23 protein-coding genes are annotated in these 20,765 nt (G+C 62.2%); 5 read left to right on the forward strand and 18 right to left on the reverse strand.

Going from position 1 to position 20,765, the window contains the following annotated elements; all coding sequences use genetic code 11:
• The first annotated feature begins 10 nt into the window (after positions 1–10).
• Positions 11–2,320: a beta strand repeat-containing protein gene (locus ACZ92H_RS27025; RefSeq protein ID WP_465051699.1), complete on the forward strand. Its 2,310-nt coding sequence runs from the start codon at positions 11–13 to the stop codon at positions 2,318–2,320.
• Between the two features lie 12 nt (positions 2,321–2,332).
• Positions 2,333–3,481 carry an OmpA family protein gene (locus ACZ92H_RS27030; RefSeq protein ID WP_465051700.1) on the forward strand — a complete coding sequence of 383 codons (1,149 nt, stop codon included), beginning with the start codon at positions 2,333–2,335 and terminating at the stop codon, positions 3,479–3,481.
• A gap of 54 nt (positions 3,482–3,535) precedes the next feature.
• Here ACZ92H_RS27030 and ACZ92H_RS27035 read toward each other — a convergent pair whose 3' ends face one another.
• The 11 genes from ACZ92H_RS27035 to tyrS form a co-directional block, all read right to left on the reverse strand.
• Positions 3,536–4,003: a YaiI/YqxD family protein gene (locus tag ACZ92H_RS27035; RefSeq protein ID WP_131376808.1), complete on the reverse strand. Its 468-nt coding sequence runs from the start codon at positions 4,001–4,003 to the stop codon at positions 3,536–3,538.
• A gap of 35 nt (positions 4,004–4,038) precedes the next feature.
• Positions 4,039–5,094 carry a Holliday junction branch migration DNA helicase RuvB gene (ruvB, locus tag ACZ92H_RS27040; protein WP_131376525.1) on the reverse strand — a complete coding sequence of 352 codons (1,056 nt, stop codon included), beginning with the start codon at positions 5,092–5,094 and terminating at the stop codon, positions 4,039–4,041.
• Positions 5,095–5,100: 6 nt separating this feature from the next.
• Positions 5,101–5,679: a Holliday junction branch migration protein RuvA gene (gene ruvA, locus ACZ92H_RS27045; RefSeq protein WP_131376528.1), complete on the reverse strand. Its 579-nt coding sequence runs from the start codon at positions 5,677–5,679 to the stop codon at positions 5,101–5,103.
• Between the two features lie 153 nt (positions 5,680–5,832).
• Positions 5,833–6,372 (reverse strand): crossover junction endodeoxyribonuclease RuvC, encoded by a 540-nt coding sequence (gene ruvC / locus ACZ92H_RS27050; protein WP_131376531.1) that lies wholly within the window; start codon positions 6,370–6,372, stop codon positions 5,833–5,835.
• A gap of 148 nt (positions 6,373–6,520) precedes the next feature.
• Positions 6,521–8,107 carry a bifunctional phosphoribosylaminoimidazolecarboxamide formyltransferase/IMP cyclohydrolase gene (gene purH, locus ACZ92H_RS27055; protein WP_131376533.1) on the reverse strand — a complete coding sequence of 529 codons (1,587 nt, stop codon included), beginning with the start codon at positions 8,105–8,107 and terminating at the stop codon, positions 6,521–6,523.
• A gap of 102 nt (positions 8,108–8,209) precedes the next feature.
• Positions 8,210–8,443 (reverse strand): helix-turn-helix domain-containing protein, encoded by a 234-nt coding sequence (locus ACZ92H_RS27060; protein WP_008445162.1) that lies wholly within the window; start codon positions 8,441–8,443, stop codon positions 8,210–8,212.
• Positions 8,444–8,611: 168 nt separating this feature from the next.
• On the reverse strand, positions 8,612–9,664 hold the full coding sequence (gene dusB, locus ACZ92H_RS27065) for a tRNA dihydrouridine synthase DusB (RefSeq protein WP_131376536.1): 1,053 nt from the start codon (positions 9,662–9,664) through the stop codon (positions 8,612–8,614).
• A gap of 161 nt (positions 9,665–9,825) precedes the next feature.
• Entirely contained in the window at positions 9,826–10,470 is a 645-nt protein-coding gene (locus ACZ92H_RS27070) for a histidine phosphatase family protein (RefSeq protein ID WP_131376539.1), read from the reverse strand.
• Positions 10,467–11,108 carry a YbhB/YbcL family Raf kinase inhibitor-like protein gene (locus tag ACZ92H_RS27075; protein WP_465051701.1) on the reverse strand — a complete coding sequence of 214 codons (642 nt, stop codon included), beginning with the start codon at positions 11,106–11,108 and terminating at the stop codon, positions 10,467–10,469. Before ACZ92H_RS27075 ends, ACZ92H_RS27070 begins: the two co-directional genes overlap by 4 nt.
• 19 nt (positions 11,109–11,127) lie before the next feature.
• The gene (gene dtd, locus ACZ92H_RS27080) at positions 11,128–11,577 is read right to left on the reverse strand and encodes a D-aminoacyl-tRNA deacylase (RefSeq protein WP_131376545.1); all 450 of its coding nucleotides are present in this window, start codon (positions 11,575–11,577) and stop codon (positions 11,128–11,130) included.
• Positions 11,574–12,839, reverse strand: a complete 1,266-nt coding sequence (tyrS, locus tag ACZ92H_RS27085) for a tyrosine--tRNA ligase (RefSeq protein ID WP_465051703.1) — start codon at positions 12,837–12,839, stop codon at positions 11,574–11,576. The genes dtd and tyrS overlap by 4 nt, the downstream gene beginning before the upstream one ends.
• Positions 12,840–12,993: 154 nt before the next feature.
• On the opposite strand from tyrS, the gene ACZ92H_RS27090 reads away from it, so the two are divergent.
• Both ACZ92H_RS27090 and ACZ92H_RS27095 read left to right on the forward strand, forming a co-directional pair.
• Positions 12,994–14,361, forward strand: a complete 1,368-nt coding sequence (locus ACZ92H_RS27090) for a peptidoglycan DD-metalloendopeptidase family protein (RefSeq protein ID WP_131376550.1) — start codon at positions 12,994–12,996, stop codon at positions 14,359–14,361.
• Positions 14,362–14,501: 140 nt separating this feature from the next.
• Positions 14,502–15,596: an anhydro-N-acetylmuramic acid kinase gene (locus tag ACZ92H_RS27095; protein ID WP_465051704.1), complete on the forward strand. Its 1,095-nt coding sequence runs from the start codon at positions 14,502–14,504 to the stop codon at positions 15,594–15,596.
• A 174-nt stretch (positions 15,597–15,770) separates the two neighbouring features.
• Here ACZ92H_RS27095 and erpA read toward each other — a convergent pair whose 3' ends face one another.
• From erpA to rplM, 5 genes are all read right to left on the reverse strand, one after another.
• On the reverse strand, positions 15,771–16,133 hold the full coding sequence (erpA, locus tag ACZ92H_RS27100) for an iron-sulfur cluster insertion protein ErpA (RefSeq protein ID WP_029496047.1): 363 nt from the start codon (positions 16,131–16,133) through the stop codon (positions 15,771–15,773).
• A gap of 98 nt (positions 16,134–16,231) precedes the next feature.
• Complete coding sequence (locus ACZ92H_RS27105) at positions 16,232–16,621, reverse strand: bactofilin family protein (RefSeq protein WP_131376556.1); 390 nt, start codon at positions 16,619–16,621, stop codon at positions 16,232–16,234.
• Between the two features lie 90 nt (positions 16,622–16,711).
• Positions 16,712–17,749 carry an N-acetyl-gamma-glutamyl-phosphate reductase gene (argC, locus tag ACZ92H_RS27110; protein ID WP_131376559.1) on the reverse strand — a complete coding sequence of 346 codons (1,038 nt, stop codon included), beginning with the start codon at positions 17,747–17,749 and terminating at the stop codon, positions 16,712–16,714.
• Between the two features lie 168 nt (positions 17,750–17,917).
• Positions 17,918–18,310, reverse strand: a complete 393-nt coding sequence (gene rpsI, locus ACZ92H_RS27115) for a 30S ribosomal protein S9 (protein WP_010393285.1) — start codon at positions 18,308–18,310, stop codon at positions 17,918–17,920.
• Between the two features lie 9 nt (positions 18,311–18,319).
• Positions 18,320–18,748: a 50S ribosomal protein L13 gene (gene rplM / locus ACZ92H_RS27120; protein WP_010393282.1), complete on the reverse strand. Its 429-nt coding sequence runs from the start codon at positions 18,746–18,748 to the stop codon at positions 18,320–18,322.
• Positions 18,749–18,973: 225 nt separating this feature from the next.
• On the opposite strand from rplM, the gene ACZ92H_RS27125 reads away from it, so the two are divergent.
• Entirely contained in the window at positions 18,974–19,396 is a 423-nt protein-coding gene (locus ACZ92H_RS27125) for an OsmC family protein (protein ID WP_131376562.1), read from the forward strand.
• A gap of 161 nt (positions 19,397–19,557) precedes the next feature.
• On the opposite strand, the gene coq7 is transcribed toward ACZ92H_RS27125, so the two are convergent.
• Together coq7 and ACZ92H_RS27135 are read right to left on the reverse strand one after the other, a co-directional pair.
• Positions 19,558–20,202: a 2-polyprenyl-3-methyl-6-methoxy-1,4-benzoquinone monooxygenase gene (coq7, locus tag ACZ92H_RS27130; protein ID WP_465051705.1), complete on the reverse strand. Its 645-nt coding sequence runs from the start codon at positions 20,200–20,202 to the stop codon at positions 19,558–19,560.
• Between the two features lie 86 nt (positions 20,203–20,288).
• Positions 20,289–20,720, reverse strand: a complete 432-nt coding sequence (locus tag ACZ92H_RS27135) for a hypothetical protein (protein WP_131376568.1) — start codon at positions 20,718–20,720, stop codon at positions 20,289–20,291.
• Positions 20,721–20,765: the final 45 nt, after the last annotated feature.

The raw sequence follows: 20,765 nt of genomic DNA on the forward strand, positions 1-20,765 counted from the left end.
AAGGAAACACATGAACATCTTCAAGCGATATATGACCCCGCTGCTCGTCTCGGCAGGCTTGCTGGCCATGGCCAGCCTGGCCGGTTGCGGCGGCGGCGACCAGGGACGCGAACCCATCCTCGGCTTGCCGGCGGCCACCCTGTCCAGCCTGGCCGTGACGCCAGCCGCGGCCACGGTCGCCATCGGCGCGGGCCAGCAATTCACGGCCATCGCCACATATAGCGATGGCTCGTCGCAAGACGTCAGCGCCAAGGCCGCCTGGACCTCCGCCACGCCAGCCGCCGCGACAGTCAACGCCAGTAGCGGCGTCGCCGCCGGCCTTGCCGCCGGCAACAGCAGCATCAGCGCCACGTTCGGCGGCAAGAGCGCAACGGCGCAACTGACCGTTACCCCCGCCACCTTGACGGCCATCGCCATCACGCCGCTCACGCCCTCCATCGCCATCGGCGGCACACAGCAATTTGCCGTGACGGGCAGCTTCAGCGACAGCAGCACGCACGACGTGACTGCCGTCTCGACCTTTGCAGCGGCCAGCCCCGCCACGGCGAGCATTGCCGCTGGTGGCCTGGCGCTCGGCAAGATTGCCGGCACCACGCAGATCACCGCTACCACGGGCACCTTAACGGCCAGCACGCTGCTGACCGTCACGCCAGCCGTGCTGCTGTCGATTGCCGTCACGCCGCAAAACCCCATCGTGCCGGTCGCCGCAACGCGCCAGCTGACGGTCATCGCCACGTATTCGGATGGCACCACGCCGGACGTCAGCGCCAGCAGCAGCTACAGCGCCGCCACGCCGGCAGCAGCAAAGATCGGCAGCACGGGTCTGGTCACGGGTGTCGCCAGCGGCACCAGCGTCATGACGGCCAGCTTCGGCGGCAAGAGCGCCGGCACGACCGTCAACGTGCCGGCAGCCGCCATGACCGGCATTGCCGTCACGCCTGCCACGGCCAGTATCGCCGTGGGCGCCACGCAGCAATTCATCGCCACGGCCACGTATTCGGATAACTCGACAGCCAACATCACGGCCAGCGCCCTGTGGACCACCGCCGCGCCAGCCACGGCCACGGTACTCAACACGGGCATCGCCACGGGCATGACCGCCGGCACCGCCAGCATCAGCGCCAGCGCCGGTGTCCTGTCGGGCAGCGCCGTCCTCAGCGTCACCGCCGTCGTGGTGCCGCCGCCGGTCGTGCTGGTAGCGATCGCCGTCGCGCCGCAAGCCCCGACCGTGCTGATCGCCGCGACGCGCCAGCTGGCCGTCATCGCCACCTATTCGGACGGCAGCACCGCTGACGTCACGGCTGGCAGCACCTTCGTTTCCGCCACGCCAGTGTCGGCCAGCGTCGCCAGCGGTGGCCTGGTCACCGGTGTCAGCGCCGGCAGCAGCGTGATGAGCGCCAGCTTCAATGGCATGAATGCCAGCACCACCGTCACCGTGCCGGCCGCCACCCTGGTCAGCATCGCCGTCACGCCAGCCACCGCCAGCATCGCTGTCGGCGCCACGCAGCAATTCGTCGCCACCGCCACGTATTCGGACAACTCGAATGCCATCATCACCAACAGCGCCACCTGGACCTCGGGCACCGCGACCACGGCCACGGTACTGAACACGGGCATCGCCACCGGCATCACCGCCGGCACCAGCAACATCACGGCCACGGCCGGCGGCCAATCGGGCAGCGCGCTGCTGACCGTCACGGCCGTGGCCATCCCGCCCGTGCTCAACCCGATCAACCTGGGCCGCGCGGCAACGTTCGGCGTGCTGGCAGGCACGTCCATCACGAATAATTCGGGCGGCACGACCCTGATCACGGGCGACGTCGGCGCGCCATCGCAAACGGTCGATCCGACCCAGGCGGCCGGTTTCAACAACTACAAGTCGGGCGCGATCCTGGCCGGCGCCATGACGGACCTGCAAGCGGCGATCACGGACGGCAACAGCCGCACCTGCGACGTCAGCTTTGCGGGCAGCATCGACCTGGGCGGCCAGACCTTCGGTCCGGGCGTGTATTGCTATGCCGGCACCATCAGCATCACGGGCACCCTGACCCTGAACGGCCCGGGCGTGTATATCTTCCGCACGGCGCTGACCCTGAACTCGACCGTCAATTCGGTGGTTGCCCTGAATAACGGCGCCACGGCCGACAACGTCACCTGGCTGCCCGTCGGCCCAACCACTCTGGCCGCGAACAGCGTCTTCAAGGGCAATATCCTGGGCGAATCGGCAGCCATCACGGTAGGCGACAACACGACCCTGCTCAATGGCCGCGTGCTGACGGCGGCTGCCGTTACCCTGCGCAACAACCAGATCACCAAATAAACGGACATGACCATGACTATCGCAAATACACTGGGCGCCCTGGGCGTGATGGCTGGCGCCTTGCTGGCAGCGCAAACGGCGCAGGCGCAGGACAACACCTTCATCAATCCGGACTGGGCCAACAGCGCCTGGTACATCGGCGCGGGCGTGGGCCAGTCGCGCGCCACCATCGACGAGCCGCGCCTGCGTGCCAGCCTGGCAGCCAACGGCGAAACCGTCACCGGTTTTGCCAAGGACCAGCGCGCCACCGGCTATAAATTGTTTGTCGGCCGTCAATTGAACCAGTATGTCGCCGTGGAAGCGGGCTACTTTGACCTGGGCAAGTTCGACTTCCAGTCGACCACCAGCGGCAACGGCGTGCTCAACGGCGAAGCGGGCTTTCGCGGCGTGAATCTGGACTTGCTGGGCCAGTTGCCGCTGTCACAGCGCGTATCGTTACTGGGCCGTGTCGGCATGCACTACACCAAGACAAATACGGAATTTAGCGGCAACCGCTTGCTGGGATCGTCCAATACGCATGCCAGCGACCGCAAGCTCAACGCCAAGCTGGGCCTGGGCCTGGAATACAAGTTCAGCGAAGCGCTGGCCTTGCGTGGCGAAGTGGAACGCTACCGTGTCAACGATGCCATCGGCAACCGCGGCGACGCCGACCTGTATTCCGTCAGCCTCGTGTACAAGCTGGGCCGCCCGGCCAGCGCCACGCCTGCGTACCAACCGGCGCCGCCGGTAGCATTGCCGCCGATCAGCGAAACCATGCCTGCCCCCGTGGCCGAGGCCAAGCCGGCGCCGGCGCCCGTCTCGGAAAAAGTGTCGTTTGCTTCAGAGGCGCTGTTTGATTTCGATCAGTCGACGCTCAAGCCGCAAGGCAAGGCGGCGCTGGACCAGTTGCTGGGCCAGTTGAACGGCATGGACCTGGAAGTGATCGTCACGGTGGGCCATACGGATGCCGTCGGTCCGGACGCCTACAACCAGAAACTCTCTTTGCGCCGCGCCGAAGCCGTCAAGGCCTACCTGGTGGCGCAAGGCGTGGACACGCATCGCGTCTACACGGAAGGCAAGGGAGAAACGCAACCCGTGGCCGACAACACGAGCGCCGCCGGCCGCGCCAAGAACCGCCGCGTGACAGTGGAAGTGGTAGGCACGCGTAAAGTCTCGCGCTAGGTTTCAGGCGCAAATAAAAAAAACCGGCTTGCGCCGGTTTTTTTTCGTCTGCGATTATTGCGCCGGGGCCGGCTTGCGGTGGTGCTTGCTCAGATGCCGGTCCAGGCTGTTGGCAAACTGCTGCCGGTCCGACTGGCTGAAGGCGGCCGGGCCGCCCGTATCGACGCCGCCGCTGCGCAATTCTTCCATGAAGGCGCGCATCGTCAGTTGCTGGGCGATATTATCCTGCGTATAAAACTCGCCGCGCGGATTCAGCGCATAGCCACCCTTGCTCAATACGTCGGCGGCCAGCGGGATATCGCCCGTGATGACGAGGTCGCCGGGATTGAGCAGGCGCACGATTTCCTGGTCGGCCACGTCCGCGCCGGACGGCACTTGCACGGTGCGGATGAAACGCGACGGCGGCACGCGCAAGCCCTGGTTGGCCACCAGGGTGAGCGGCAACTCCAGGCGGTCGGCCACGCGATACAGGATTTCCTTGATAACCACGGGACAGGCATCGGCGTCGATCCAGATCTGCATGCCGGGCGGCTGTCCGCCCTGGCTATCTTCCGCCATCACAATTCCCACGCTTCGCCGCCGGGGCCCATGCGCGGCGCGCTGACGCCGAAATGCAGGTAGGCGGCCGGCGTGGCGACCCGGCCGCGGGGCGTGCGCTGCAAGAAGCCTTGCTGGATCAGGTACGGTTCCAGCACGTCTTCGATGGTGTCGGCCGCTTCGCCGATGGCTGCCGCCAGATTCCCTATGCCGACGGGACCGCCGCCGAACTTGAACAGCACGGCTTCAAGCAGCTTGCGGTCCATCACGTCGAAGCCGACGGAGTCGACATCGAGCATGGCCAGCGCGCGGTCGGCCACCACCTTGGTGATTTCGCCATTGCTTTTGACTTCCGCAAAATCGCGCACGCGGCGCAGCAACCGGTTGGCGATGCGCGGCGTGCCACGGGCGCGCTGGGCGATTTCAATCGCGCCTTCCGGGTCGATCGGCGCCTTCAGCAAGGCGGCGCTGCGCGTGACGATCTTCGTCAATTCGCCCGTGTTATAAAACTCCAGGCGGGCAACGATGCCGAAGCGGTCGCGCAGCGGGTTGGTCAGCATGCCGGCGCGCGTGGTGGCGCCCACCAGGGTAAACGGCTGCAGGTCGAGTTTCACGGAACGGGCGGCCGGGCCTTCGCCGATCATGATGTCGATCTGATAGTCTTCCAGCGCCGGGTACAGGATTTCCTCGACGACGGGCGACAGGCGGTGGATTTCATCGATGAACAGGACGTCGTTCGCTTCCAGGTTCGTCAAAATCGCCGCCAGGTCGCCCGGACGTTCCAGCACGGGGCCGGAAGTCTGGCGCAAATTGACGCCCATTTCGCGCGCGATGATGTGCGCCAGGGTCGTCTTGCCCAGGCCCGGCGGACCGAACAGCAAGGTGTGGTCGAGCGCTTCCTTGCGCTGGCGCGCGGCCATGATGAAGATTTCCAGCTGGTCGCGGATTTTTTCCTGGCCCACATACTCGTCGAGCTGCTTGGGACGCAAGGCCCGTTCGATGGCCTCTTCGTTGTGCGAGATGGGCGCCGCGTCGATGATGCGCTGTTCCGTGAAGCTGTCGGTCTGGATGCTCATGCCTTATCAGCCTTTCGACAGCGCTTTCAGCGCCAGTTTGATGCCGTCCGACACGCCGCTGCCAGCCGGCACGTTTTTCACGGCGGCCAGCGCTTCCTTGTCCGAATAGCCGAGCGCCACCAGCGCATTGAGGATGTCCGACTGCGCGTCCGGCGCCGCGTGCGCGCCGCCGGCGCCGATGTCCGCACCCAGCTTGCCCTTCAATTCCAGCAGCAGGCGCTCGGCCGTCTTCTTGCCGATGCCGGGCACTTTCACCAGGCGCCCGGAATCCTGCAGGGTGATGGCTTGCGCCAGGTCGGCGACCGTCATGCCGGACAGGATGGACAGCGCCATGCGCGCGCCCACGCCCGTGATCTTGATCAGCTGGCGGAACACGGCCCGCTCGGCCGCATTGCCGAAGCCAAACAGCAGGTGCGCGTCTTCGCGGATGGCCTGGTGCGTGAACAGCACGACTTTTTCGCCCACGTGGGGCAGGTTGTAAAACGTGCTCATCGGCACATCGACTTCATAGCCGACGCCCTGGCAATCGACCAGCAATTGTGGCGGATTCTTTTCAAGCAAAATACCGGAGAGACGGCCTATCATCGCGTGTTCCTAATGAAATTAAATTGTAAACAAAAGCTTCTGGCATGTTGCGGCTGTCAGGTCATGTTCAGGGCAAGGCGCACTGCCGAAGACAGTACGAATAGTACGGCAAGGCAGTGCAACGACGCCATGGACGTGGCATGGCAGTCGCAACTATCCCACCAAACGGCCGCGCTTCATGCGCAAGCCCTGCAACTGGGGCGCCAGGGCGCCGAGCATGGCCAGCGCGTCGATGCTGTTGGCATGGCAAATGGCTACGCCCAGCGCATCGGCGGCATCCGTGCCGGGCAGGCCGGGCAAGGACAGCAGCCGCGAGACCATGTCCTGCACCTGCTCCTTGGCCGCCTTGCCGTGGCCCGTGACGGCCTGCTTCACTTGCAGCGCCGTGTATTCGGCCACCGACAGGTCGGCGTTCACCAGCGCGCAAATGGCCGCGCCGCGCGCCTGGCCCAGCAGCAGGGTCGATTGGGGGTTGACGTTGACAAACACTTTTTCGATGGCCGCGCAGTCGGGCCGGTAGGTGCCGACGATTTCGCCCACGCCCTGCAGGATGACCTTCAGGCGCGGCGGCAACTCCCCTTCGGCACCCGTCTTGACCGTGCCCGAAGCAATATAGCGCAGCTTGTTGCCGTGTTTTTCAATGACCCCAAAGCCGGTGGTGCGCAAGCCAGGATCGATGCCAAGAATAATCATCGCCAGATTCTATAATGAATACGGCAGGCACCGGTGAATAACCGGTGCCTGCCGTTTGTACATCTTTCACCCCACAAGCAACATCTGGGGTCAGACCCGGCGGGACTCGGCGTCCCCGTCCAACCCCGGCATTTGCCGTTGGGCTAAATTAATGACGGAAGTGACGCGTGCCCGTGTACAACATGACCACGCCGCGCTCGTCCGCCGCGTCGATCACTTCCTGGTCGCGCATGGAGCCGCCCGGGTGGATGACGCAGGTGGCGCCCGCGTCGACGACGACGTCGAGGCCGTCGCGGAAGGGGAAGAAGGCGTCCGACGCCACCACGGAACCGGCCAGCGACAGGCCAGCGTTCTGTGCCTTGATCGAGGCGATGCGGGCCGAGTCGATGCGGCTCATCTGGCCAGCGCCCACGCCCAGGGTCATGTTATTGCCGCAGAAGACGATGGCGTTCGACTTGACGAATTTCGCCACTTTCCAGGCGAACATCAGGTCGGCCAGTTGCTGCGGCGTTGGCTGCAGCTTGCTGACCACGCGCAAGTCGGCGATGCCGACGTTTTTCGCGTCCGGCGACTGCACCAGCAGGCCGCCACCCACGCGCTTGAAGTCCATGGCGTGCACGCCGGCACCCAGCGGTATTTCCAGCATGCGCACGTTTTGCTTGCTCGACAGGATCTGTTTCGCTTCGGCGGAGAACGACGGGGCGATCAGCACTTCCACGAACAGCTTGGCGATCTCGCCGGCGGTGGCGCCATCGAGTTCCGTATTGAAGGCGATGATGCCGCCGAATGCCGAGGTCGGGTCCGTCTGCAGGGCGCGCGCGTACGCTTCGGCCGCGTTCTTGCCCAGCGCCACGCCGCATGGATTGGCGTGCTTGACGATGACGCAGGCGGCGCTTTGCTCGAAACCGCCCATGCTCTTCACGCACTCCCAGGCCGCATCGGCATCGGCGATGTTGTTGTACGACAATTCCTTGCCTTGCAGCTGGCGGTAGTTCGCCAGTGCGCCATCCGTTGCGACCAGGTCGCGGTAGAAGGCGGCGCTCTGGTGCGGGTTCTCGCCGTAGCGCATGTCCTGCACTTTTTCAAAAGCCACGTTGAGGATCTGCGGATACGCGCCGCGCTCGGCGTGCACCTTCGTCGGGCCCAGGCTGGTCAGGTAGTTGGTGATGGCGCCATCGTATTGCGCCGTGTGCGCAAAGACTTTTTTCGCCAGCATGAACTTGGTGTCGTAGCTGACCGCGCCAGCCGAACCGTCCGCCGCGCGCATTTCCGCCAGCACCACGTCGTAGTCGGTCGGATCGCAGATGACGACTACGTCCTTGTGGTTCTTGGCTGCCGAGCGCAACATGGTCGGGCCGCCGATATCGATGTTTTCGATCGCGTCTTCCAGCGTGCAGTCCGCCTTGGCCACAGTGCCCTGGAACGGGTACAGGTTGACCACTACCATGTCGATGGTCGGCATGTCGTGTTCGACCAGTTTCGACATGTGCTCCGGGAAATCGCGGCGCGCCAGGATCCCGCCGTGCACTTTCGGGTGCAGGGTCTTCACACGGCCATCGAGCATCTCCGGGAAACCCGTGTAGTCGGCGACTTCCGTCACGGGAACACCGTTGTCTGCCAGCAATTTGGCGGTGCCGCCGGTGGACAGGATGTTGACACCGAGGGCGGACAGGGCGCGCGCGAAATCGAGAACGCCGGTCTTGTCGGAAACGGAGATGAGAGCTTGTTTGATCATGGCTGTGGCTAGGTGGTTAAGTGTTCTTGGCGAATGGCGCGCCCCAGTCGTCAGGCGGAGGCGGCGGCGGATTCAAATCTTGGCGTCACTTGCACGCCGGCATTACAGCAAACCGTGCTCCTGCAATTTCTTGCGCAGGGTATTGCGGTTAATGCCCAGCATCTGCGCGGCATGCGACTGGTTGCCATCGGCGCGTGTCATCACGACTTCCAGGATGGGCTTTTCCACGGTCAGCACGACCATGTCATAGATATTCGATGCTTGCTGTTCGCCCAGGTCATTGAAGTAATCTTCTAGACTTTTCTGTACGACTTCCTGAATGCTTTCTTTGCTCATTTGTATGCTTCAACCGGCTGAACACCTGACAATCCACTGCCGCGGCGCTCATGCGGGCCGCTTGCTGCCATCTTGTCTCGGTGTTGTAATTAATATTGCATGACGCTCTGTATAGGCGCTCGCCCTTGTATGACTGGTAACGTATTGCTGTACTGCTTTGCTATCTGCTCATGCTGCCGTGGCCGCAGGGTTGATCACATCGATCAGGCCACTTTCACTGGATTCGGAGAGGCGGTATTGTAACCGTTCGCCAAATTTCCATTGCGACTCAAAAAATTGATCGACGGCCAGCAACTGCGCGTCCGTCGACTCCAGCAAGTTCATTTGCTGGCGGAACGCTTCGCCGCCTTCCAGGTCCTTCACGTACCAGCCGATGTGCTTGCGCGCCGTGCGCACGCCCAGGAACTCGCCATAAAACGCGTAATGGGCGCGCAAATGCTCATCCATCAGGGTGCGTACTTCATCCACGTACGGCGCCGGCAGCAAGGTGCCGGTGCGCAGGAAATGGTCGATCTCGCGGCAAATCCATGGCCGGCCCTGCGCTGCGCGGCCGATCATGACGGCATCGGCGCCCGTTTGATCGAGCACAAAACGGGCCTTTTCCGGGCTGGTAATGTCGCCGTTGGCCACCACGGGAATGCCCACCGACGCTTTCACGGCGGCAATGGTTTCATATTCGGCATCGCCCTTGTAGCCATCGGCGCGCGTGCGCCCATGCAAGGTCAGCATCTGGATGCCGGCCTGCTCGGCGATGCGGGCGATTTTCAGGGCATTCTTGTTTTCGCGGTTCCAGCCCGTGCGAAATTTCAGGGTGACGGGCACGTCGACGGCATTGACGACGGCATGCAGGATCTTCTCGACCAGGCTTTCATTTTGCAACAGGGCCGAACCGCACCAGCTGTTGCACACCTTTTTCACGGGGCAACCCATGTTGATGTCGATGATCTGCGCGCCCCGGTCCACATTGAACCTGGCGCAGTCGGCCAGGTCTTGCGGATCGGCACCGGCGATCTGCACGGCTTTGGGCTCCATTTCGCCTGCATGGTCCGTGCGGCGCGAGCTTTTTTCCGTTGCCCACAGGCGCGGATTCGACGCCGCCATCTCCGACACGGCGTAGCCTGCGCCAAGCTGCTTGCACAACTGGCGGAATGGCCGATCCGTCACGCCCGCCATGGGAGCGACGAAAACGTTGTTGCGCAGAATGTGAGGGCCGATTTGCACTGAAGAACCTGGAATGGACGGAGGAACCTGCTATTTTAACCGATTCCCTGCCTAATTAATAAGCACTATTTTTTTACTTCAGTGCGCCTGGGCGGGCGCCGCGCTTGTGCAGCACAGCAAAACAGCCCGCCGGCGGACCAGCCCGACGCGCCGGCCGGCGCCTAGCCCAGTTCGTCCATCGCGGGCGCGCTCAGATGTTCGATATTGCCCCAATGCACCAGATGCAGCTTGCCGTCGGCGTACGCAAAACGGTTGACGCTGGCATTTTTCACCTGGAAGTCGCGTGGACTGTCGAGCGTCATGCCGACCGCCTCGCGGTAGGCGCACTCGAGCACGCCGCCGTGCGCCACGATGGCGATGGCCTGGCCGTCATATTGCCGGGCCCAGCGGGCGATGGCGCCATTCGCGCGCGCATAAAACTGGCGGAAGCTCTCCGCCTGCCGCTCGCCGGACGGCATCACGGCGTCGATCTGGCGCGACTGCCATTGCGCATATTCATGCGGATAGCGCTCGGCAATATCCGCGTACAGCAAGCCTTCGAAGGCGCCATAGCAGCGCTCGCGCAGCAAGGGATCCGTCTGCACGGGCAAGTGTTTCACGTCAGCAACGGCTTGCGCCGTCTGGCGCGCGCGCTGCAAGTCGCTGGCGATGATGGCGGCCAGCGGTTCGTCCGCCAGCGCCTGTGCCAGCGCGGCCGCTTGCGCCAGGCCCGCCTCGTTCAGGGCGATGTCGATATGGCCCTGCAGGCGGCGGTCCGCGTTCCAGGCCGTTTCGCCATGGCGTATCAATAAAATGGTTGTGCTCATGTTTTCAAGGTAAGTGCCAGCTCGGGATGGAGCGAGTAGGCAACGACGAGCTGTGCTTCGTCGAGGATGTGGCCGTAGATGGCGGCATACGCCTGCTGGCCCGTAAAACGCTCGGGCAAGTCCAGGCGCGGCACGTCGAGCGCGTACAGGCGGAAAATGTAATGGTGGATGCGCTCGTCATTCCACGGTGGGCACGGGCCATCATAGCCATAATAATCACCGGCCATGGCGGCATCGCCGGCAAACCAGCCCGTGTAGTCGTTGAGGCCCTGGCGCAATGACAGTGGCCCGCCAGCGGGCATCTTGCCGCGCGGCGTGATGCCGCTGGAAAATGCGCCGGCGGCGATCGCGCGCATGGCCAGGGGGATATCGAGCAGGCTCCAATGATAAAAGTCGCCGCGCGGCGCCGCCAGCGGCAAGGACTGGCCTTCAACATTGACCAGGCTGGCGTCCTGCGGCGCGTCGGGGTCGATGCAGAACAGGACCAGCGACGCGGTGCCGTTGGGCACCTCGTCCCAGGCCAGATGAGGATTGCGGTTGCCCGCGAGACGCACGCGGCTGGCCGGATCGATCTCGGCAAACGCATACTCGGCCGGCATCAGGCCGCCATCACGAAACGTCTCGCTCCACAATTTCATCGCTTGCTCCTCTTTATCGTTATTGTTTGGTGCTGACCTGCAGCCAGAACGTGACGGGCCCGTCGTTGGTGAGCGACACCTGCATGTCGGCGCCGAACTGTCCCGTTTGCACGGTCGCATGGCGGCTGCGCGCCTGTTCCACGAAATGCGTGAACAGGCGCAAGCCATCCTGCGGCGCGGCGGCCGGCGTGAACGACGGGCGGGTGCCGGACTTGGTGTCGGCCGCCAGCGTAAATTGCGGCACCAGCAGCAAGCCGCCCGCCACGTCCGCCACGCTGCGGTTCATCTTGCCCGCCTCGTCGGCAAACACGCGGTAGCCCAGCAATTTGGTCAGCAGGGCATCCGCTTCCTTCTCCGTATCGCCCCGCTCGGCGCACACCAGCACCATCAGGCCCGCATCGATGGCGCCGATGGTGGCACCGGCAACATCGACTTTTGCCTGGGTGACGCGCTGCAGCAGCGCGATCATGCCGTCAAGGTGACGCGCGCGAAACTGCGCTTGCCAACTTGCAACACGAACTGGCCGGCCGCCACTTGCAAGCCCTTGTCGCTGACGACGCTGCCGTCGATGCGCACGCCGCCCTGGTCGATCTTGCGCATGGCTTCCGACGTGGACGGGCACAGGCCCGCCTGCTTGAGCAGTTGCGGGATGCCCAGCGGGGCGCCGGCCAAGGTCACTTCCGGGATATCGTCGGGAATGCCGCCCTTCGAGCGGTTGACGAAGTCGGCCAGCGCGTCTTCCGCCGCCTGCTGCGAATGGAAGCGGGCGACGATTTCTTGCGCCAGGGCCACTTTGGCATCGCGCGGATTGCGGCCTTCCTCGACTTCGCGCTTCAACTGCGCCAGTTCGGCGATCGAGCGCCACGACAACAGCTCGTAGTAGCGCCACATCATGACGTCGGAAATGCTCATCAGCTTGGCGAACATGGTGTTGCCCGGTTCCGTGATGCCGATGTAGTTATTCTTCGACTTGGACATTTTTTCCACGCCGTCCAAACCTTCCAGCAGCGGCATGGTCAAAATACACTGCTGCTCCTGCCCGTACTGCTTTTGCAGTTCGCGGCCCACCAGCAGGTTGAATTTCTGGTCCGTGCCGCCCAGTTCCAGGTCCGACTTCAGGGCCACCGAGTCGTAGCCCTGCATCAGCGGGTACAGGAATTCATGCACGGAAATCGGAATGCCGCCCTGGAAGCGCTTGGTGAAGTCGTCGCGCTCGATCATGCGTGCCACCGTGTAGTGGGACGCGAGCTGGATGATGCCGCGCGCGCCCAGCGGATCGCACCACTCGGAGTTATAGCGAATTTCCGTCTTGCTGGCGTCCAGCACTAAAGATGCTTGCGCGAAATACGTCATCGCGTTAATCTCGATCTGTTCCTTGGTCAGCGGCGGGCGCGTGACATTGCGGCCCGAAGGGTCGCCGATCATCGAAGTGAAGTCGCCAATGAGGAAAATGACTTGATGGCCCAGGTTTTGCAACTGGCGCATCTTGTTCAGGACGACAGTATGGCCCAGATGCAAGTCGGGTGCGGTCGGGTCCAGGCCCAGTTTGATGCGCAGTGGAACACCGGTTTTCTCGGAGCGTGCTAATTTTTGCGCAAACTCGCTTTCGATCAAGAGTTCGTCGACGCCACGCTTGGTAATCGCGAGGGCTTCTTGTACTCTGTCCGACAGCGGAAGCGCGGTCTGAGCTGCGTTAGCCTTTGTAGGCGATGCGGTGGTGTTGATTTCCATAAAATTTGACTGTAGATCTCAAAATGGTAGTAGGTTTGCGGAGTTTGTTATAATGCCCGATCCCATCAATCTTGCCGTATGAAAACGAATCAAAATAACAATAATAAAGAGCGCTAGTTCAGGTATCGTTCAAGGGCAAATTTTAACTGATTGCATGAACCCTATACATAAAATCACAGGCTCACGCTTGTACACACAGCTGACGACGACGCGCAAGGCACGCATTATCAGCGTGTCGGCAGTGTTGCTCACCGTAGCCGCCTTCGGCGCCGTCGCGGTGTCGCCCATGGCGCCGGATGCTTCCGACCTGCCCGTCAAGTCGATCGCCCAGAACCTTGAAATGCCTGACCTCGCCTCGCAAATCTCCGCGATGGAACAGGTAGACCAGAATTTCACCCACGAAGAAAAAGTCCGCGCTGGCGATACCCTCGCCACCCTGCTGACCCGTCTCGGCGTGGATGATGCGGCGGCCGCCAATTTCATTAAATCCGACAAGATCGCGCGCGGCGTGATGTTGCTGAAATCGGGCAAGCGCGTGCAAGCGCAGACCTCCGAAACCGGCGAACTCAACTGGATGCGCGCCACCCTGGTCGACGGCACCGACAAATCGGTCAAGAACATCCTGATCACCCGTAAGGGCGACAAGTTCGTGGCCACGGAAGTGGCAGCCCAGCTGGAGCGCCGCGTTGAAATGCACGCGCGCAAGATTACCTCCACCCTGTTCGCCGCCACCGACTCCAGCCTGGACGGCACCCGCCTGCCAGACTCGATTTCCGCGCAAATCGTGGAAATGTTCTCCACCAATATCGACTTCCGTTCCGACCTGAAACGTGGCGACTCCTTCAATGTGGTCTACGAAACGTTCTGGCAAGATGGCGAATTCGTCCGAGCGGGCCGCATCCTGGCCGGTGAATTCACCAACCGCGGCACGACCTACCAGTCCGTTTGGTTCGAAGACCCAGCCAGCAAGCAAGGCGGCGGTTACTACAGTTTCGACGGCAAGTCCCTCAAAAAAGCCTTCCTCAAATCCCCTCTCGAATTCTCCCGCATCTCGTCCGGCTTCTCCATGCGCGTGCACCCGATTTCCGGCAACTGGAAAGCGCATAAAGGCATCGATTTCGCGGCAGCAACGGGCACGCCGATCCGCGCTTCGGGCGATGGCGTCGTCGATTCGGTCGGCATGCAAAATGGCTACGGTAATGTTGTTGTTCTGAAACACTGGTCCAACTACAGCACCGCCTACGCGCACATGAGCCGCTTCGCTTCCGGCCTGAAAAAGGGCCAGAAAGTCAGCCAGGGCGATGTGATCGGCTACGTCGGCACCACCGGCTGGTCCACGGGCGCCCACCTGCACTATGAATTCCGCGTCGGTGGCGTGGCGAAAGATCCGCGCACCCTGAACGTGACGGCGCAAGCCCCGCTGACGGCCGCCGAACTGACCCGCTTCCGCCTGGTCTCCAACGACATGATGCACCGCTTCACCCTGCTGCGTCCGAACGACACGGCACTGGCGTCGCGCTAAGCAACACTGCCTTCGGGCACACAACAAAGGCACCGCCCATGCAGATGGCCGGTGCCTTTGTTTTATGCGGCGCGCATTTGCGGCAGCGGCAAAATGCGGCACAATAAGCGCCTTACCTTTCTCGCCTCCAAGGAATTCCCATGCTGTATATCGGTTTAATGTCGGGCACCAGCCTCGATGGCGTCGACGGCGCCCTGGTCGACTTTGCCGACGATGGCGCCGTGCGCAGCCTGGGTGACGCGTACATCCCCTTTCCCGCCGGCCTGCGCGCCGACCTGATGGCGCTGCAAAGTGCCGGCCAGAATGAAATCGAACGCGAAGCGCTGGCAGCCAATGCACTGGTGCGCCACTATGCCGACTGCGTGGCCATGCTGCTGAGCAATGCGGACATCGGCCCGGATGCGATCGCCGCCATCGGCGCGCACGGCCAGACCATCCGCCATCGCCCCGAACTGGGTTTTACGCGCCAGCTGAACAATCCGGCCCTGCTGGCGGAACTGACTGGCATCGACGTCATCGCCGACTTGCGCAGCCGCGACGTGGCGGCCGGCGGCCAGGGCGCGCCACTGGTGCCCGCCTTTCACCAGGCCATTTTTAATCACCCCGGCCACACGCGCGTGCTGGCCAATATCGGCGGCATCAGCAATATCAGCGTGCTGCACGCGGATGGCGGCGTGACGGGCTACGACACGGGCCCCGGCAATGCGCTGATGGATGGCTGGGTCCTGCGGCACCAGGGCCAGCCGTACGACGCCGACGGCGCCTGGGCCGCCACGGGCGCAGTCTTGCCTGCCCTGCTGGCGGACTTGCTCAATGAAGCGTATTTTGCCTTGCCGGCGCCGAAAAGCACGGGGCGCGACCTGTTCCATGCCGACTGGCTGAACGCCAAGCTGGCCGGACATCCGCAGGCCAGGCCTGCCGACGTGCAGGCCACCCTGACGCAGCTGACGGCCGCCAGCCTGGCGCGCGCCATCCTGCGCGATGGCGCGCAAGCGGAAACAGTGTATGTGTGCGGCGGCGGCGCGCAGAATGCCAGCCTGATGGCGGCGCTGGCCCGGGAATTGCCAGGCATGGCGGTGGCCTCCACGGCAGCGCTGGGCGTGGCGCCCAGCCAGGTCGAGGCACTGGCATTCGCCTGGCTGGCCTGGCGTTTTATGCAGCGCAAGCCGGGCAACCTGCCGGCCGTGACGGGAGCGAAGGGACTGAGAATATTGGGCGCCTTATACCCGCGCTGACGGCAAACAAACCTTCCAGAAACACAAATAGCGGATCGATGATCCGCTATTTGTATGCCATGCCTGCAAGCCGGCTGGCCTGAAAAACGTTCAGGGCAAGGCGCACTGCCTAATACCGTACGACCAGTACGGCGAAGCACTGCAACGCCGCCATGGACGTTTTCTCTGGTGTGCTTATACCGAGAAAGACGAACCGCAACCGCAGGTGGAGGTGGCTGTCGGATTCTTGATCACGAACTGCGCGCCTTCCAGGTCATCCTTGTAGTCGATTTCCGCGCCGACCAGGTACTGGTAGCTCATGGAATCGATCAACAGCTGGACGCCGTTCTTGACCATGGTGGTGTCATCTTCATTGACGATTTCGTCGAAGGTGAAGCCATACTGGAAACCCGAGCAGCCGCCGCCTTGCACGAACACGCGCAATTTCAGGTCGGGATTGCCCTCTTCTTCGATCAGCTGCGCGACTTTTTCGGCGGCGCTATCGGTAAAGATAATAGGCGAAGGGATCACATCTTGCATTTCAGCGACGGCATTCATATCAGGCACTCCTACTAGAAAACATTAAGTCATTATAGACTGTTGGCGCAACTCGCGCTGCCGCCGCCGCTGATGCGGCTGAACGGTGTTGTTCCTGCTCACATTTCCGACACGGCCAGGTGAAGCACGGGGTCGGCGCTGTCATGACGGCTCAGCTTGCCCTGCACCAGCGCGCCGCTGTGCATTTCCAGCACCTTGTAATACACCTCACCCACAATGCGGGCTTTTGGCTGGATTTCAAGCATTTCGGACACATATACGGGCCCGTTGATCTCGCCGCTGACGACCAGGCTGGAGCAGCGCACCTCGCCATCGATGCGGCCCGCCTCGCCCAGCACCACATAAGTGGGGTCGCCCGGCTCGCCCGTGACGTTGCCGCGCACATGACCGTCGATGCGCAAGCCGCCGCAAAACAGCAAGTCGCCCTCGATCCGCGTCGAGGCGCCGATCAGGGTATCGATGGGGTTTTTCGCGTTGCGCTCGAACATGAACGTCATCCTATGAGGGTACGTGGCAGTCCAATTTATCACAGGTCCGGCAAAAAGGCGCCGGACCTGCGCAAGCAGCTGTGCCTATATTTAAGGCATCACGGCGATATGTTGCAAACCGGCCGTTTCTTTCAAGCCAAACATCAGGTTCATGCACTGCACGGCCTGGCCCGAGGCACCCTTCACCAGGTTATCCTGCACCACCAGCACGATGACGGTGTTGCCGCCCTCGGGGCGGTGCAACGCCAGGCGCAGCATGTTCGAGCCCCGCGTGGAGCGGGTTTCCGGATGCGAGCCGAATGGCATCACGTCGACGAAAGGCTCGTCCTTGTATTGCGTTTCAAACAAGGATTGCAATTCTTCATTGCTGACGTCCTTGTTCAGCTGCGCGTACAGGGTCGAATGCATGCCGCGGATCATCGGCACCAGGTGCGGCGTGAAGGTCAGCGCCACCTTGTCGTCCGTGAAGCGCTGCAACTGCGCCGTCGTTTCCGGCAGGTGGCGGTGGCCGGCCACGCCGTAGGCCTTGAAACTGTCGCTGCTTTCCGAGAACAGGATGCCGATTTCCGCCTTGCGTCCGGCGCCCGACACGCCCGACTTGCAGTCGGCGATCAGGCCACCCGCGTTGACGAGGCCCGCCTTGAGCAGCGGGTAAAAGCCCAGTTGCATGGTGGTCGGGTAGCAGCCGGGGTTGGCGATCAGCGTCGCCTGCTTGATGTCTTCGCGGTTCAGCTCCGGCAAGCCGTACACGGCTTGGGCGATCAGTTCCGGGGCCGTGTGGGGAATCTTGTACCACTGCTCGAACTTGGCCTGGTCTTTCAGGCGGAAGTCGGCGGCCAGGTCGATGACTTTCACGCCGGCGGCCAGCAAGGCCGGGGCTTGCGCCATGGCAACGCCGTGTGGCGTGGCGAAGAAGACCACGTCGCACTGCTCCAGGTTGGCTTTATCCGGCGACGTAAACGCCAGGTTCACGTGACCGCGCAGGGAAGGATACATGTCAGCAACGGGCAAGCCATCTTCCTTGCGCGAGGTAATCGCCGTCAACTCGACATCCGGATGGGTTGCCAGCAAACGCAGCAATTCCACGCCCGTGTATCCAGTGCCGCCGACGATGCCAACTTTGATCATGTTCTTTCCTTGTGTATAGATTGCATAAAGATAAAGGGGAAAACCGCCCCATGGGGTTTTTCGCGTATTTTACAGCGCAACGGCGTATCCCGCTGAAATGCAAAAAAGCCGCGGGACCGAAGTCCAGCGGCTTTTCGACCAGCACCCGAAGGTGCTGTAGCGTAATAATTAACGCTTCGAGAATTGCTTTGCGCGACGTGCTTTGCGCAGACCAACTTTTTTACGCTCAACTTCACGTGCATCGCGGGTCACGAAGCCGGCTTTCGCCAGTTCCGGTTTCAACGCTGCATCGTAGTCGATCAGAGCGCGGGTGATGCCGTGACGAACTGCACCAGCCTGGCCCGACTCACCGCCGCCATGGACGTTGACTTTGATGTCGAAACGCTCGACATTGCCGGTCAGTTCCAGTGGTTGACGGATGACCATCAGACCCGTTTCGCGCGAAAAGTATTCGTTTGCTGGTTTGCCGTTAACAACGATCAAGCCTGTGCCAACTTTGATAAAAACCCGAGCCACTGCACTTTTGCGACGGCCGGTTCCATAATTGTAATTACCGATCATGTCAGTTCCTTAGAGAACAAGTGCTTTAGGTTGCTGAGCAGCGTGCGGATGGGAACCTTCCGCGTACACTTTCAGCTTCTTGATCATTGCGTAGCCGAGTGGGCCTTTAGGCAGCATGCCCTTGACCGCTTTCTCAAGCGCGCGACCTGGAAAACGCTGTTGCATTTTCTGGAAGTTGGTTTCGTAGATGCCGCCTGGATAGCCAGAGTGACGGTAGTAAATTTTCTCAGTAGCTTTGGTACCGGTCACACGCAGTTTGCCTGCGTTGATGACGACGATGAAGTCGCCGGTATCGACGTGAGGAGTAAATTCTGGTTTGTGTTTGCCGCGCAGTCGGAGTGCCACTTCGCTGGCAACACGTCCGAGGACTTTGTCCGTCGCGTCAACCACGAACCAATCGCGCTGGACTTCATGTCCTTTAGCGGAAAATGTTTTCATGTTGACTTCCTAATAGATTACACGCTCAAATGGTGGTTCCGCCGATGCTGCTATGCGGACTCTGCCTTATTTACTTTTCCTGAGCGAACGGAAAGCCGACAAGTATAAGCGGCTTTGCCCTGCCGAGTCAAGCCGCAATGCAGGCCCGCTGCGGCCCCGCTGCCGGCACATGGACGGGCATTCCTCTATTACAATACAAAACGCTTACAATTTTCGGAGAGTACGATGGAATGCAAAGTCAGCTGGAATGGCCCGTCGGGCATGAGTTTTCGGGCAGAAACGGGTTCCGGCCACCTGGTGACCATGGATGGCGCGCCCGATGGCGGCGGCCACAACCTGGCGCCACGCCCCATGGAAATGGTCTTGCTGGGCACGGGCGGCTGCACCGCCTATGACGTGGTGCTGATCCTGAAACGGGGACGCGAAGCCGTCAGTGGCTGCGAAGTCACCCTGAAGGCCGACCGCGCCGAGACCGACCCGAAAGTGTTCACCAAGATTCACTTCCACTTCACCGTGCGCGGCAAGTCCCTGAAACCGACGGCCGTGGAACGGGCCGTGGCCTTGTCACATGACAAATATTGCTCGGCGTCTATCATGCTGGCGAAAACGGCCGAGATTACGCACTCGTTTGAAATTATTGAAGAATAAGCCCTCTCCCCGACGGTGAAATTCCGGGATCGGCCCCTGAGGGTCCGCCCCCAGAAGAGTAGGTCGGGTAGGTCGGATTAGCGCGCCAGCGCGTAATCCGACGATACCCGTAACGCCAACAATGTGTCGGATTACGCGCGGCATTGGCGCGCTAATCCGACCTACAAGTAATACGCCGTCTTGGTCATGACTTTCCCCATGAGACCCATCAGCGCCTTCACGGGCGCCGGGGTGTCGATGGCGCCTAATCGCTGGGCGGCGGCGCCATGTTGCACTTCGTCGATGGCCATCTGCTTGACGATGGCGCGCGATTTCGCATCCTGCGGCGGCAATTCCGCCAGGTGGCTGGCCAGGTGCGCTTCCACCTGGCGCTCCGTTTCCACGACAAAACCCAGGCTGCGGCCGTCGCCCATGCGGGCGGCGATGGTGCCCAGCGCAAACGACCCCGCATACCACAGGGGGTTGAGCAGGCTCAGGCGCGAGCCCAGCTCCGTCAGGCGCTGCGCCGTCCAGGCCAGGTGGTCTTCCTCTTCGCGTCCCGCTTCGTCGAACTGGGCGCGGATGGCCGGGCTGTGCGCATAGCGCGCCTGCGAGTTATACAGGGCTTGCGCGCACACTTCACCGACATGGTTGACGCGCATCAAGCCGGCGCTGTGGCGCTGTTCGGCCGCGCTCAGTTCCGCATCGGGCGCATGCGCGGCCGGCGAAGGGCGCGAGGCCGAAGCCACGCCGGCCATCACGCGCAGGGCCTTGTCGGCGCCAACAATCAAACGGTCCAGGGGGTGAAAGTAGCGGTCGGCGGTCATCGTGGCTATTCATGTAAGGGGAAAACAGGGATTATAGGACGATCAGGGACAGCCATGCCCACGTCGCGCGCAGGGCGAACGGGGCTTTATTGACTTGTGCGCGCTTTTTCCTGCTCGATCCAGTCCACCACGGGGCCGACGGCATCCAGGCCGGACAGGCTTTTCGCCACGCCCAGGTTGAGTGAAATCAAAAAGGAAAGGCTGTCGACGGGAATGTCCGGGCAGTGTTCGGCAAACGCGGCGAGAAAACGCGGCGATTGCAGCACGCGCAAGACTTTCTCGCCGCTCATGAATTGCAGCACGCTGGCGATGCTGTGCCCGCCACCTATCGAGTGGTAGATGAAACGGTTATAGCGGGCGTCGATCTGCTTGAAATCAAGCGTTTCTTCCGTCATCAGGCCGGCCAGGTAGTACAGCCCCAGGCTGACGCGGAAGAACCCGATGGCTTCGGCGCTGGTCATGCCGGCGCGCGCCACGGCCAGTACCTTGTCCTGCATCGCCTGATCGATCGTTTGCATTGCACTCTCCCGCGCCGTCCGCCGGCGCCCACCGGGCCAGCTTGC

The organism is Janthinobacterium foliorum, from assembly GCF_978021625.1.